This is a genomic window from Streptomyces montanisoli (assembly GCF_017813245.1).
Classification (GTDB): domain Bacteria; phylum Actinomycetota; class Actinomycetes; order Streptomycetales; family Streptomycetaceae; genus Streptomyces; species Streptomyces montanisoli.
Map to the genome: position 1 here is coordinate 1 of NZ_JAGIQL010000011.1, position 12,931 is coordinate 12,931.

The 12,931-nt window shown below is 72.1% G+C and carries 15 protein-coding genes; 8 read left to right on the plus strand and 7 right to left on the minus strand.

The genetic code is table 11. From position 1 onward, the window contains the following. From JFN87_RS04840 to JFN87_RS04850, 3 genes are all read left to right on the plus strand, one after another. Positions 1 to 263 (plus strand): GvpL/GvpF family gas vesicle protein (locus tag JFN87_RS04840; RefSeq protein ID WP_209338616.1); only part of this gene is annotated, 263 nt, incomplete at its 5' end. Next, the gene (locus JFN87_RS04845) at positions 260 to 511 is read left to right on the plus strand and encodes a gas vesicle protein (RefSeq protein ID WP_209338617.1); all 252 of its coding nucleotides are present in this window, start codon (positions 260 to 262) and stop codon (positions 509 to 511) included. The genes JFN87_RS04840 and JFN87_RS04845, both read left to right, overlap by 4 nt. After that, positions 508 to 951 (plus strand): gas vesicle protein K, encoded by a 444-nt coding sequence (locus JFN87_RS04850; RefSeq protein ID WP_209338618.1) that lies wholly within the window; start codon positions 508 to 510, stop codon positions 949 to 951. The genes JFN87_RS04845 and JFN87_RS04850 overlap by 4 nt, the downstream gene beginning before the upstream one ends. A gap of 44 nt (positions 952 to 995) precedes the next feature. Here JFN87_RS04850 and JFN87_RS04855 read toward each other — a convergent pair whose 3' ends face one another. From JFN87_RS04855 to JFN87_RS04870, 4 genes are all read right to left on the minus strand, one after another. Further along, entirely contained in the window at positions 996 to 2,429 is a 1,434-nt protein-coding gene (locus JFN87_RS04855; protein WP_209338619.1) for an MFS transporter, read from the minus strand. Positions 2,430 to 2,451: 22 nt separating this feature from the next. Further along, on the minus strand, positions 2,452 to 3,114 hold the full coding sequence (locus JFN87_RS04860) for an acetate uptake transporter family protein (protein ID WP_209338620.1): 663 nt from the start codon (positions 3,112 to 3,114) through the stop codon (positions 2,452 to 2,454). 99 nt (positions 3,115 to 3,213) lie between these two features. Continuing rightward, complete coding sequence (locus JFN87_RS04865) at positions 3,214 to 3,432, minus strand: DUF5133 domain-containing protein (RefSeq protein ID WP_209338621.1); 219 nt, start codon at positions 3,430 to 3,432, stop codon at positions 3,214 to 3,216. A 138-nt stretch (positions 3,433 to 3,570) separates the two neighbouring features. After that, positions 3,571 to 4,368 carry a SigB/SigF/SigG family RNA polymerase sigma factor gene (locus JFN87_RS04870; RefSeq protein WP_209338622.1) on the minus strand — a complete coding sequence of 266 codons (798 nt, stop codon included), beginning with the start codon at positions 4,366 to 4,368 and terminating at the stop codon, positions 3,571 to 3,573. Positions 4,369 to 5,003: 635 nt separating this feature from the next. Between JFN87_RS04870 and JFN87_RS04875 the strand changes: the two genes are divergently transcribed. The 5 genes from JFN87_RS04875 (at position 5,004) to JFN87_RS34270 (ending at position 10,116) form a co-directional block, all read left to right on the plus strand. Further along, on the plus strand, positions 5,004 to 5,711 hold the full coding sequence (locus JFN87_RS04875; RefSeq protein ID WP_209338623.1) for a cytochrome c oxidase subunit II: 708 nt from the start codon (positions 5,004 to 5,006) through the stop codon (positions 5,709 to 5,711). Further along, positions 5,708 to 7,423 carry a cytochrome c oxidase subunit I gene (locus tag JFN87_RS04880; protein WP_209338624.1) on the plus strand — a complete coding sequence of 572 codons (1,716 nt, stop codon included), beginning with the start codon at positions 5,708 to 5,710 and terminating at the stop codon, positions 7,421 to 7,423. The genes JFN87_RS04875 and JFN87_RS04880 overlap by 4 nt, the downstream gene beginning before the upstream one ends. Beyond that, the gene (locus JFN87_RS04885) at positions 7,420 to 7,782 is read left to right on the plus strand and encodes a hypothetical protein (protein ID WP_209338625.1); all 363 of its coding nucleotides are present in this window, start codon (positions 7,420 to 7,422) and stop codon (positions 7,780 to 7,782) included. Before JFN87_RS04880 ends, JFN87_RS04885 begins: the two co-directional genes overlap by 4 nt. 6 nt (positions 7,783 to 7,788) lie before the next feature. Beyond that, on the plus strand, positions 7,789 to 8,349 hold the full coding sequence (locus JFN87_RS04890) for a hypothetical protein (RefSeq protein ID WP_209338626.1): 561 nt from the start codon (positions 7,789 to 7,791) through the stop codon (positions 8,347 to 8,349). 123 nt (positions 8,350 to 8,472) lie between these two features. Further along, positions 8,473 to 10,116, plus strand: a complete 1,644-nt coding sequence (locus JFN87_RS34270) for a thiamine pyrophosphate-binding protein (RefSeq protein ID WP_209338627.1) — start codon at positions 8,473 to 8,475, stop codon at positions 10,114 to 10,116. 101 nt (positions 10,117 to 10,217) lie between these two features. Here JFN87_RS34270 and qcrB read toward each other — a convergent pair whose 3' ends face one another. The 3 genes from qcrB to JFN87_RS04910 all read right to left on the minus strand — a co-directional run bounded on the left by qcrB (position 10,218) and on the right by JFN87_RS04910 (position 12,929). Beyond that, the gene (gene qcrB / locus JFN87_RS04900; RefSeq protein WP_372449179.1) at positions 10,218 to 11,852 is read right to left on the minus strand and encodes a cytochrome bc1 complex cytochrome b subunit; all 1,635 of its coding nucleotides are present in this window, start codon (positions 11,850 to 11,852) and stop codon (positions 10,218 to 10,220) included. 138 nt (positions 11,853 to 11,990) lie between these two features. After that, a complete protein-coding gene (locus tag JFN87_RS04905; RefSeq protein ID WP_209338628.1) occupies positions 11,991 to 12,416 on the minus strand; it encodes a phage holin family protein in 426 nt (141 codons plus the stop codon). Between the two features lie 147 nt (positions 12,417 to 12,563). Continuing rightward, positions 12,564 to 12,929 carry a hypothetical protein gene (locus JFN87_RS04910; RefSeq protein WP_209338629.1) on the minus strand — a complete coding sequence of 122 codons (366 nt, stop codon included), beginning with the start codon at positions 12,927 to 12,929 and terminating at the stop codon, positions 12,564 to 12,566. Between the last annotated feature and the right edge of the window lie 2 nt (positions 12,930 to 12,931).

A 12,931-nucleotide genomic window follows, 5' to 3' on the forward strand; every position in this document is an offset into this window, starting at 1 on the left:
CGCGCGCCGCCCACCGTCCGCAGCAGGGCGAACTCGCCGCGCGCGCGGGCGGCGACGGCGAGCGCGCCGGCCGCGGCGGGGAGAACATCGCCAACGAGGCGTATCTCGTGGCCCGGGGCGATCTGGACGCGTTCCGCGCCGCCGTCGCGTCCCTGGCCGACGGGGTGCAAGGCGTGCGCGTCGAGGTGACGGGGCCATGGGCGCCGTACTCGTTCACGGCCCGCCCGAGCACGCAGAGCACCGAGGAGGCGCCGGCCCCATGACGGACGACTTCCTGCCCGGTGTCCCCGCGGCCCCCGGCGCGCGGCTCGACGGCTTCGAGGAGGAGTCACTGGCGGGCCGCGAGATCGCGCTGATCGACCTGCTGGACCGGCTGCTCTCGGGTGGCGCCGTCCTCACGGGCGACCTGGTGCTGTCGATCGCGGACGTCGATCTCGTCCACATCAACCTGCGCGCGGTGATCCGCTCGATCACCGCCGACGACCCCGCTCCCTGGGTGCGTGAGACATGACGACGGCAGACGACGGCTCCGCGCCGGGCGGCGAGCCCGGCGCCGACGACGGCTTCGCGGAGGTCGCACGGGCGGCGGCCCGCGCGTTCGATCTCGTCCCCGCCCCGCCCGGTGACACGGCGGACGGCGGGCAGCCGGGCACGCGCGGCAAGGACATCGCGCAGCGGCTGCACACGGACCCCGAGACGGTGGAGCGTGACCTGATCAAGCTGGTGCTCACGATCGTCGAGCTGCTGCGCCAGCTGATGGAGCGCACGGCCCTGCACCGCGTGGACCAGGGCGATCTGGACGAGTCCCAGGAGGAGCGGATCGGCATGACGCTGATGATCCTTGAGGACCGCATGAGGGAGCTGTGCGACCGGTACGGGCTGACGATGGACGACCTCAACCTGGATCTGGGGCCGCTCGGATCGCTGCTGCCGCGCGGCCAGGACGGCTGAGGCCCACCCGGTACGAAGGCGGTGCGAAGTCGAACCGCACGCGGTCAGGCGCCTTCCGCCCGGATCGCGCGGGCCGACGCCTCGGCGGTGGCGACGTCCTTCGGGTAGGTGCGCAGCGCCACGAGTCCGAGCAGGCCCGCCGCGAACAGCGGCAGGAGGAAGACCAGCAGCGTGTACTCCAGGCCGTGCGGGCCGCCGAAGACCCCGGAGGAGACGAAGCCGAACAGGGTGGGCGCGGGTCCTTCGGCGAGCGTGCGCAGCACGGTCCTGACGCCTTCGGCCCTGCCCCACAAGTAGGGGTGGATGATGTCGAGCCTGGCGGCGTCCAGCGGCGGGTTGACCGCGCCGAGGAGGATCAGGGCGGAGATCAGCAGGGGCAGTGCGACCAGCAGCGTGGTGGTGTGGATCGCGGGCGCCGCGAAGACGGGGACGGCGAGCAGGCAGACGGTGGGCACGAGGACCCGGGCGTTGGGCCGCCGCCGGCCGAGCAGCCGGTCCGCGACCCGGCCGCCGGCCAGCACTCCGACCAGTGCGCCGGCCCCGACGACCAGCACGAGCAGGCTCGCGACCGAGTTGCTGACGCCGTACTGGTGGGTCGTGAACAGGGTGGCGAAGGACCGCAGCCCCGAGAAGAAGAAGTATCCGAGCGCGGAGGCCACGATCAGCACGAGGTTGGTGCGCACCCGCAGGACGCGCCCGACCGCCCGCCACAGCGACAGCCCGCGCGGGTCCTCGCGCAGGACGAGGTCCTCGTCCGCCGTGACGCCACTCGCCGCGACGGCCTTCTTGGCCGGGTCGCGGTCCTCGCGCGGTGGCGCGCCCTCGCTCTCGGACCGCCGTTCGTCCTCCGTGCGGCCCTGGCTGCCGCGCACCGGCTCGGGCAGCCGCCACACCGCCCACACGAGGAGGACACCGGGGATGACGAGCCACCAGAAGGCGAAGCGCCAGCCCAGCGCCGAGCCCACGGTTCCGGAGACCGCGAACCCGAGGGCCGTGCCCGCCAGTTCCCCGGCGAGGATGCTCCCGTAGGTCCGCGCCCGCTCACGTACGGGAAAGTAGTCGCCGGTCAGCGAGGCGACGGTGGGCCCCGATGTGGCGGTGACCGCCCCGAGCGCGGCCCGGGAGACGAGCAGCCACAGGTACGAGGGCGCGAAGCCGGACATCGCCGTGGCCGCGACCCACAGCACGGTGGAGAACGCCAGGAGGCGGGTCCTGCGCACCCGGTCGGTGAGCGCGCCCACAGGGATGGTGAAGACCCCGCCGACCACGGCCACGACCGTGGCCAGCAGCCCGATCTCGGTGTTGCCGATGGAGAACGCGTGCTTGAGGGGGCCCGCCATCGCGGAGACCGTACCCTTGTCCGCGCCGTCGAGCCCCAGCACGGCGCCGAGGACGAGTACGCGCTGTGCGCGCGCCCCGCCGCCGAGGGCACGCTTGACCCGCTCCTCCAGCAGGCGCACCGCGGTCCCGGCCCTCATGAGCGGTGCGCTCGGGCGGCGGTCACAGCTGGCGGCGTACGCCGGCTTCCTGGTGCGTGGTGGCGGTCTGGTCCTCTAGACCGCCCTCCAGTGACGTGCGGGAGCGGCCGTGCCTGCCGAGCGGCAGCACCGTGCGCTGCGTCATCTCTTCGAGGAGCAGGGCGATGCCGCCGTAAAGCGCGAACGCGCCGAGCGCGACGCCGAGCCATCCGGAGGCGGACCGCACGGTGGCGCTGCCGGTGATGTCGTACACGGCGACCAGGACGTAGCGCGCGGCGGCCAGCACGAGCAGGACCCCGAGGAGGCTCTTGCCCGGCAGGGCGGCCGCGCTCAGCACCAGCACGAAAGCCGCCACGACGAGCAGGAACACCACGAGCGCGGTACTGCGCGTGCCGGGCGGCTGCATCAGCGAGACCACGGCGGTGCCCGCCCATGCCGCGCCCAGGGTGGTCAGCGCGGTGGCCGCCCCGGCGTCGCGTGCCAGGTAGGCGAAGACGCCGGCGATCAGCTCAAGGGGCACGACGAAGGCGAGGAACGCGAAGAAGCCGACGGGAAGGCTGCTGGCGATGGGCCGCAGCACGACACGTGTCACACCCGCCACAGGGGCGGCCCCGGGCGCTCCCTCGGGAGCCGCCGCCCGCTGGTCGTCCTGCCGCGCGTGCTGTTCGTCGCCGTCCGACGGCATCGCCCGCTCCTGACACTTTCCGTCACCTGTCGCGCACACTACGTGGCCGGCCCTGCCCGCCGCGTGAGGCAGAGCCGGGACCAGCGGCCGGAAGCGCCGTCAGGAGACCGCGTCCACACCCGGCCGCTCGGCGAGCATGGCGTCCGCCGCGGCGACCGCCTCGGCGATCGTCCGGGACGAGGTCATGACGCACAGGGTGTAGGACACGTCCGCCAGCAGGCGCGCGGTCTCACGGCCGGGGCGCTGCTCGTGGACGATCCTGGCGTCCGCGTACCGGGCGAGCAGCTCGCGCAGGTCCTGGCGAGAGGGAATGATCATGGTGGCTCCTGACACGCGACGCCGTCGATCCGGCTGAGATGATGAGGAGGAGGAAACCGCTCGTGGCGTGCCTGTGGTCCCAAGCTGCACCCCGATTGCCCGTCGCCGGCCGCGCCCAAACCCACCGGCGCGGCGGCCTCACGCGAGGGCGCTGCCGAGCACTTCCCTGCGCAGCCGGGCGCACGTCCGGCCGAGGAGCCGCGACACGTGCATCTGGGAGACGCCGAGCTCGTCGGCGATCATGCCCTGCGTCATGCCGCGGAAGAAGCGCAGGTAGAGCATCCTGCGCTCGCGAAGGGACAGCCGGCTGAGGTACGGCCGTACGGACTCGCGTTCGAGCACCAGGTCGAAGGCGGGGTCCTGCGCCCCGAGCAGCTCCTGCAGGGAGGCTCCCGCGCCCTCGGTGGAGGAGGCGGGCGCGTCGAGCGAGAGCGTGGAGAAGCTGTCCCGCGCCCCGAACGCCTCGTTCACCTCCTGCTCGCTCAGCCCGGCGCGGCTCGCGATCTCGGAGCGGGTCGGCTCGTGGCCCCTCGGCTCCTGGGCGAGCTCCTGCCGGACCCGCCGTACCTGGTTGCGCAGCTCCTGCACACGCCGGGGCACGTGCACCGACCACATGTAGTCGCGGAAGTGCCGCCGCAGTTCGCCCTTGATGGTGGGCACCGCGTACGTCTCGAACACCTTGCCGAGCCGCGGGTCGTAGCGCTTGATGGCCTTCGTCAGGCCGAGTGCCGCCACCTGCTGCAAGTCCTCGATGGATTCGCCGCGTTCGCGGTAGCCGCGGGCGATGCGGTGCGCCATGGGCAGCCAGGCGGCGGCGATCTCCTGGAGCAGCCGGTTTCTTTCATGGCCTTCGGGCAGGTTCTGGAGACGGAGGAACGCCCCGGTCGTGTCGGGAGAATCATCGTGGACACGAGTCGTCACCGGGGATGGGGGCATGCGGATCACCAGCTCACGCGCGGTACGGAATCTTCTGCGAGGGACGGGCGGCGGGGCGCACGCGCACGCTTTCGCGTCCCGGCCACACCCTCGTGAACGCGCCTCACGTCCGAAGCACGAACACCGCGTTCCCGGCGGTCGGCGCGGCAAACGCCGTCGCCTCAGCCGTGGTTCAGCACTGACGGGCCCTCATGGGGCTCGCCGCGCGTGCGTCAGTCCTCGTCCTCGTCGTCCTCGCCATCCGCCTGCGACGGCGTGGTACGGGGCACCTCGGGCCGGTCCTCATCACCGTCGTCCTCCCCCTCGGCCTGGGACGGAGTCGTGTCACTCACCGGCGGTACCTCCAGTCCACGCTGCGGGCTCATCGCGACCATTAGCACCAATTTGTAACCTTTCGTCACCATCGGCGCCACTCCGGGGGCACGAGCGGCTCGAAGAAGGTGCGATGGATCGTCGTTTTGTGGGCACTCTGCGGTTGGTGTGGCGAGGCGGCTACCCCCGGGCGGGCCGCTAATGTCCGTTAGGTCTCATAAGGTGCCGTCGTGATCGGGAGTGGCTGATGGTCCGTAACCCCTCGTCCGACGTCATTCTCGCCGCCTACACATGCCCGACCGGCCCAACGCAGGGAGTCGCCCGTGAACCAGCGGCACATTTTCGGGACCGTCTTCTGGTTGGAGTCGGCCATCGCCGGCGGCGTCTTCGTCGTGATCGCGATCATCCTGCTGGTGTCCCTCGTGCGGCGGCGGGCGCGGGTCGGCCTCGTCGCCTCGCAGCGGCAGGACAACCGCAAGCTGGAGATCTCGTACGCGGTCGTGCTCGCGGCGTTCGCGGCGTTCCTCGTCAGCTACACCGCATGGCAGAACCACCGGGAGACCGGCGCCAACGCCTCGACCGCGCCCGCCGGGCACGCCTCGTCGTCCGCTCAGGGCAGCGGCGCACCGTCCAAGCCCGTCACGGTGAACGTGACGGCCTTCCAGTGGTGCTGGCAGTTCGGCTATCCGCAGGCTCCCGGGTCGCTGAAGGTGTCCGACAACTGCCAGGGCGGCAAGGTGCCCACGCTCGTCGTGCCCACGGGCCGGGAGATCCGCATCCACCTCACCTCGAAGGACGTCATCCACTCCATGTGGGTGCCCGCACTGCGCTACAAGATGGACGCGTTCCCCGACCACGTGAACAGCTTCACCATCAAGATCGACAAGGCCGGCCGGTGGGTGGGGCGGTGCGCGGAGTTCTGCGGTGAGCGCCATTCCAAGATGCACTTCTGGCTGAAGGCGGTACCGCCGGACGAGTACAAGCACTGGGTGCAGCAGCACGCCGCGCACGCCGGCGGGGCGCAGGCATGACGGTACCCGCCACGTCGGATCCGGCGGACACCCGCACGGCCGAGCCCGACGGGTGGCTGGGCTGGCTGACCACCACCGACCACAAGCGCATCGGCCTGCTCACGCTCGCCACGTCCGTGGTGCTGCTGTTCCTCATGGGCATCCTCGCCCTGATCATGCGCGGCCAACTCGCCCAGCCGGGCGAGGACCTGATCGACGCCCACACCTACAACCAGGTCTTCACCATCCACGGCTCCGGGATGATCTACCTGGTCATGACGCCCTTCGCGATCGGACTCGGCGTCTACCTGGTCCCCCTGCAGGTCGGCGCCCCCGCCCTCGCGACGCCGCGCACAACGCTGCTCGGGTACTGGCTGTACGTGCTGGGCGCCCTGTCGATGCTCTGCGGGTTCGCGATCCCCTCGGGCGCGGCGCGCAGCGGCTGGTTCTCCTATCCCCCGCTGGCCGACAGCGACTACTCCCCCGGCGCGGGCCCCGACCTGTGGGTCATCGGTGTCGCGATGTCCGCCATCGGCATCCTCCTGATGGCCTGGGCCGTGCTGTGGACGGTGCTGCGCAAGCGCGCCATCGGCATGACGATGCTGCGACTGCCGGTCTTCTCGTGGTCCATGGTCGTCACGTGCCTGATGGTCCTCGGCGCGTTCCCGTCGCTGCTCGCGGCGCTCGTCCTGCTGGCACTCGGACGCGGCGACCCGGCGATCTTCGACTCGAACGTGTGGAACATCGGCTACCAGCACCTGTTCTGGTTCTACGGCCACCCCGTCGTCTACGTGATGTTCTTCCCCTACCTGGCCGCGGTCGCCGAGGTGCTCGCGGTCTTCTGCGGGCGGCGCTTCTTCGGCTACAAGGCGACGGTGCTGTCCCTGCTCGTCTTCGCGGCCCTGTCGATGAGCGTGTGGGGCCACCACATGTTCACGACCGGGCAGGCGTCGAACGACTACTACTCGCTGACGTCCATCCTGCTGACGGTCCCGGCCGGCGCCGAGTACTTCGGGATGCTGGGCACGCTCGTGGGCGGGCGCATCGTCTTCCGCACGCCGATGCTGTTCGCGCTCGCGTTCATCCCGCAGTTCCTCATCGGCGGGCTCACGGGCATCATGACCGGCACGCCCGTCATCGACTACCACGTCACCGACAGCTACTTCATCGTGGCCCACTTCCACTACACCCTGTTCGCCGGCAGCGCGTTCGGGCTCTTCGCCGCCGTGTACTACTGGTTCCCGAAGGTCACCGGCGTGATGCTGGACGAGCGCCTCGGCAAGATCCACTTCTGGCTGCTCGTCGTGGGGGCCAACCTGACGTTCCTGCCGATGTTCGGCCTGGGCTACAAGGGCATGCCGCGGCGCGTCAACACGTACTCGTCCGTCGACGGCTTCGGCCTGCTCAACCTGCTCGCGAGTTGCGGTGCGGCCGTCCTCGCCGCCGGCATGATCGTCTTCGCCGTCAACATCCTGCGGTCCCTGCTGCGGCGGCGGCGCGGAGGTCTCGCCCCCATGCCAGACAACCCGTGGAACGCACACACCCTGGAGTGGGCCACCAGCTCGCCGCCGCCCCCCGAGAACTTCACGCCCGACCGTCCGCTCCCGCCGATCACCAGCAACGCGCCCCTCCTCGACCTGCCCATGGCGCAGAAGGAAGCCGAAGGAGCGAACCCCGGGAAGACGGCGCAGCCAGGGGAGCCCGCCGGGCCCGCGGAACGGAGCGGGCTGTGAACAAGCACCTGGCATACGGAGTGGTGGCGTTCTGGGGACTGCTCAACGGCCTGTCCCTGTCGGTGCTCGCCATCTACGGCGAGGCCTCGATGGTGTACTGGCTGTGGGGCGGCGTGGTCGCCCTGCTCGAACTGGTCGCGTTCACGGTGTGGCTGTCGTCGTGGCGCGGCTCCGACCAGCACGCCAACTACCGGGTCACCGCACGGACGGGCGCACCCGCGCTGCCCGCCGCCATCGCGGTGCTGCTCGCCGGGCTGTCCTTCGCCTACGGCTTCTGGCTCCTGATCGTCTCCCTGCCGCTGCTCGCCATCGCGCTGGGGATGGCCGCCATGCCCGGCCTGGCCGGGAAGGACGTGTGAGGCGCCATGACCGACGCGGCGATGGCGCACATGCACGGCGAAATGGTGGCGATGGCGCTGTCCGGCGGCATGGTGGCGCTGCTGGTGCCCGGCGCGCTCCTGATGACGCGCAGCGCCAGGGCGTGGTCGTGGGTGACGCTGCCGGCCGCCGTGGCGCTCCCCCTGTTCCTGGTGCTGCACGGCGTGGTCACGCTGCTGCCCGAGTTCGCGCCGGTCGACCAGGCTGAGCGCTGGGTGCTGGAGTCGGCGCTGGTGTGCGGAGCGTTCCTGTTCTGGCTGCCCGTCCTCGGCACCCGCCGGCCCCTGTCGGGCGCGGGCCGCTGCCTCTACCTGTTCCTCGCCGCACCCGTGCTCGACCTGCCGGCGGTCTTCATGATCTCCCGCGGGCACACCGCGGGAGGCATCGCCATGATGGTCACGATGCTGCCCATCGGGTTCGCCGCGCTCGTACTGACGTGGCGGTGGATCGTGGCGGAGGAGCGCGCCGAGCAGGCGGCGGCACCGCGTCGGGCCGGCGTGGGAGCGCCGGCCGCCGGGCCGCCGCAGTCACCGCCGTCCCGGGCATGAGCGGCGCCGCGCCGGGTACTCGTGACGCTCCCGGAACGCGGCTGCGGCCGCACCGCCGTCCAGGAAGACTTCCCAGGTCAAGGGCCCGGGTGAACAGCAATCACCGCCGCCGAGGAGGAGCCCGTGCCGCACGTCGCCGACCATGTACGAGACCGGTTGCGCGCCTGGGACACGTCCTTTGTCCACGGCGCGTCCAGCGGGGGCGCCGAGCCACTGCTGCGCGCGCTCGCCGAAGGAGAGGGCCCGCGCTTCGTGACGGCGCGCCACGGCGCGGCGGCGGCGCTCATGGCGAGCGGGCACGCCCGGCTGACCGGCGGGGCCGGATGCTGCGTCGCGGGTTCGGCCGCCGACGCGGTCGAGCTGGCCGGCGGGCTGCTCGACGCGCGCGCCGAACGCGTGCCCGTCGTGGCACTGCTGTGCGCCGACGCGGGCCCTGGCGGCCTCGACGCGGCGGACCTGCTCGCGCCCGTGGCCGTGCACCAGGAGGTGCTCGGCAAGCCCGCGGACGCCGCCGACGTCGTCGACCGTGCGTTCCGTGCGGCGCTCGAACTGCGGGGCGTCGCCCTCGTCGTGCTGCCGCCCGCGCTCCTCACGGCGGACGCCGACGAGCCCGCCGAACCGGAGGCCGTGCCCGGGCGCGCCGGCTGGACGCCGCCGCTTCGCGTCCCGGACGAGCGGGCCCTGCGACGGGCCGTCGATGTCCTCGTCGCGGGCAAGCGGGTCCTCGTAGTCGTGGGCGGCGCGGCCGGCGAGGCGCGCGAGGCCATCGCGGACGTCACGCCGGCGCTCGGCGCGGGCGTCGTGAAGACGCTCGCGGCGCGCGACGTGTTCCCCGACGACCTCGTCCATGTCACCGGCCCGGCCGACGGCTTCACGGGCGGCGCGGCCGCGGCGCTGCTGCGGGACTGCGACACCGTCCTGCTCGTCGGCGACGCGCCCCCGGCGGGCCGGGCACTGCCGCTCCCGGAGGACGTCCGGCTCGTGCAGGTGGTGCCGCCGGGCGGGACCGCCGCTGCCGGTGCCGAGCCGCTGCCGGGCGACCCCGCCCCGACGCTGACCGCCCTGCTGCCCCTGCTGAAGGGCGCCCCGGGCTCCCCCGACCTGCGCTGGCGCGAACGGGTGAACAAGGACGTCACCCAGTGGCGCGGGCAGGCGACGGCCCTGGCACGTCGCCACTTCGGCCGGTCGGTCAACCCGCGCGCCGTGGTCAACGAGCTGTCGGCCCGGCTGCCCGAGCGCGCCGTCGTCACCGCGGACCGCGGATCGTGCACCACCTGGTCGGCGCACCATGTGGTGCTGCGCGACGGCATGCGGGGACTCTCGTCCACCATGTGGGAGGCGCCGGGCGCCGCCGTGCCGTTCGCGCTCGCCGCCCGGCTGGCCGACCCGGATCGTCCGGTGATCGCGCTGGCCGGGGACGCCGGGTTCCAGACGCACGGCATCGCCGAGGTGGCCGCCGTGCTGCGGGAGGCGGACCGGACGTCGGGCACGGCGCCGCTGGTGTTCTGCGTCTTCACCAACAGCGGCATCGGCCAGGCGGACCCGATCGGCACCACGCCGGCGTTCCGCACCGTCCCGGATCTGCCCTGCGCGGCGCAGGCCAGGCTCGCCGGGCTCGACGGCATCCTGTGCACCGAGCCGAAGCAGGTGCCTGCGGCGTGGGACGAGGTCCTCGGCCGCACCGAGCCCGTGGTGCTGCAGTTCCTCGTCGACGCCACCGTGGAGACCGAAGTGCCCCCCGTACGGCGGCGCTTGCTCCCCTGGTAGATCCGTCGGCACGAGCGGCGGCACGACCGTCGGCACGCACGAGCGGCGAGGGCCGAAGCCCTCGCCGCTCGCTGCTCGCCCTACTCGCCGGGCTCCTCCTCCTACTCGCCGGGCTCCTCCTCGTCGGGCGCCGTCAGAACCGTGCTGACGGTGCGTCGCTGGGCCGGGGTGGCCGGCAGGTCCACGCGGTCGCGGAAGTACCAAGCGCTCAGCGTGTTGCGCACGCGGTGCCTGTGCAGCAGGCGGGACGGCTCGGTGCCGTGCTTCAGCGGATCGGGGGCGAATCGCGCGAGCAGCCGGTAGCGCTCCTGACCGGGCAGCACGACCCGGGCCCGTTCGTAGCCGTCGGCACTCCTGCGGATCTCCCCGCCCGCGTCCCCGCGCCTGATCCGGTGCCTGTCGGCTGCCTGAAGGCCGAGACAGGCCCGCTTGGTGATCAGGTACACGAGGACCGTCCCGATGATGAAGGCACTGCGGAAGAAGTACGTGAGCCATTCGACGGGCCACCTGAAGACGTAGGACAGGACGTCCTGCCCGCCTGCCATCACCAGGACGCCGTATGCGAAGACGGCGGCCGCGCCCAGGGCTGTTCTCGTGGGCTGATTGCGTGGCCGGTCGAGCAGGTGACGTTCCTCGGTGCCTCCGGTGATCCACCGTTCGAACCACGGATACACGTAGAGGATCACGACCAGCACCGCGGGCAGCACCGCGCCCGCGATGAACGGGGCCCAGGCGACGGTGTGCCCGGCCACGCGCGTCTCGGCCTGCGGCATGAGACGCAGCGCACCCTCCAGGAAGCCGATGTACCAGTCGGGCTGGGCGTCGGTCGACACCTGGTCGGGCCGGTAGGGGCCGTACACCCAGACCGGGTTGATCTGGAAGAGGGCGGACATCGCCACCAGCACACCGCACAGTGTGAAGAACAGCCCCATCGACTTGGCCGCGTACGCGGGGAACACCGGCTTGCCGATGACGTTGCGGTTGGTCTTGCCCGGTTGCGCCCACTGAGTGTGTTTCAGGTACACCACCAGGGCCAGGTGGGCCCCGACCAGGGCGAGGATCGCCCCGGGCACCAGCAGGATGTGGAAGGAGTACATACGCGGGATGATCTCGTGGCCCGGGTACTCGCCGCCGAAGATGAAGAACGACAGATAGGTGCCGATCACGGGGATCGACAGGACGATGCCTTCCGCCGTGCGCAGGCCGGTTCCTGACAGCAGGTCATCGGGGAGCGAGTACCCGCAGAAGCCTTCGAGCAGTGCCAGCAGGAACAGCGTGACGCCGATCATCCAGTTGATCTCGCGGGGCCGGCGGAACGCGCCGGTGAAGAAGATCCGCAGCATGTGGATGCCGATGGAGGCGACGAAGACCAGCGCCGCCCAGTGGTGCACCTGGCGCATGAGGAGCCCGCCGCGGATGTCGAAGCTGATGTGCAGCACCGAGCTGTACGCCTCGGACACCTGTACGCCCTGAAGGGGAACGTACGAGCCGTCGTAGGGGCGCTCCGACATGTCCGGGTGGAACCAGAAGGTCAGGAAGATGCCCGTGATCACCAGGATCAGCAGGCTGTACAACGCGATCTCACCGAGCAGGAAGGACCAGTGGTCGGGGAACGCCTTGCGCAGGTACTGCTTGGCCGCCGACATCATGGGCAGCCGCCGGTCGAGAGCCCTTACGAGCCGCTCCCCCGGCTCCTCCCAACGGTCCTGCCCCTGATTGTCACCCGATTGCGACACTGCGCCTTCGCCCTCCTGACCAACCGGTCACGAGCACCGTCCTGGTGATCGTGCGTCATGTTCCGCCTGCTCGCGCGCCGCCGGGGCCGTGCCCGGCGCCGGTCTCCTGCCAGTGGGGCGTCTCCTGCCACCGCGGCCCTACTGGGCCGGTGTCGTGCCGGTTCCCTCACCCTCGCCGGCCTCGTCCGTCCCGTCGGCGCGCGCGTGCCGCGCCGCCTCCTGCGACGTGACGGCCACGTCGCGGAGCTGACGGGCACCCAGCAGCCCGAGGCCCGCCGCCCCGCCCGCGCAGATCACGCCCAGCGTGGCCGCGGCGCGGGCGGGCGGCATGGTCTTCTCCAGCTCGCGCAGCACCCATGAGTACACCGCCGACACGGTGAACACACCGCACACGGCGGCGCCGCCCAGCCATATGAGCCCCGTGCCGGTGCGGCGCACGGTGGCCAGCAGCTCCTGGCGCATGTCCCCGATCTGCTGACGGACCAACTCGGTGGTGTCCTCTGTCAGACGCGCCGCGGCGTCACCCAACCTCGCTCCGGTCTCGCGCGTGCTGTCCTGAGGCATGGCCACCACCCTTTCCGACGAAACGTGCGCCTGCCCAGTACCCCGCGCCGCGGGAACCAACCCGATCCACTGACCGCCACACCAGGGCCTCACAGGTTTGTCCGGCATCGCGTCCCGCGAAACCCGGGCCGCGCGGGCCGGCGCGCGTCACGCGGCCCGCCGCCGGCCGCCCAGCCGTCCCGCGAGCGCGCTGGACGCCGCGAAGAGGCCCGCCGCGACCGCGTCACGCCCGGCGGTCGCCCGCAGTTCGGGACGGATCCGGGCCAGCGCGAGCATGGACGCGGAGTGGGCGGCGTCGACGGCCGCCCCGCAGTCCCACACCGCCGGCCGCGGGCTCAGGAGAGTGACGGCCGCCTGGAGCAGGTGGCGGCCGCCCAGCACGCGCAGCACCGCGCGCTCGGCCTGTGACGACTCGTCGCCGCCGTACAGGCGCAGCAGCACGCGGGGCGCGAGGACGGCGACGCCGCCGTACGCCGCGCGCACCGCGATCAGGCCCGTGCGTGTGCCGTGCACGT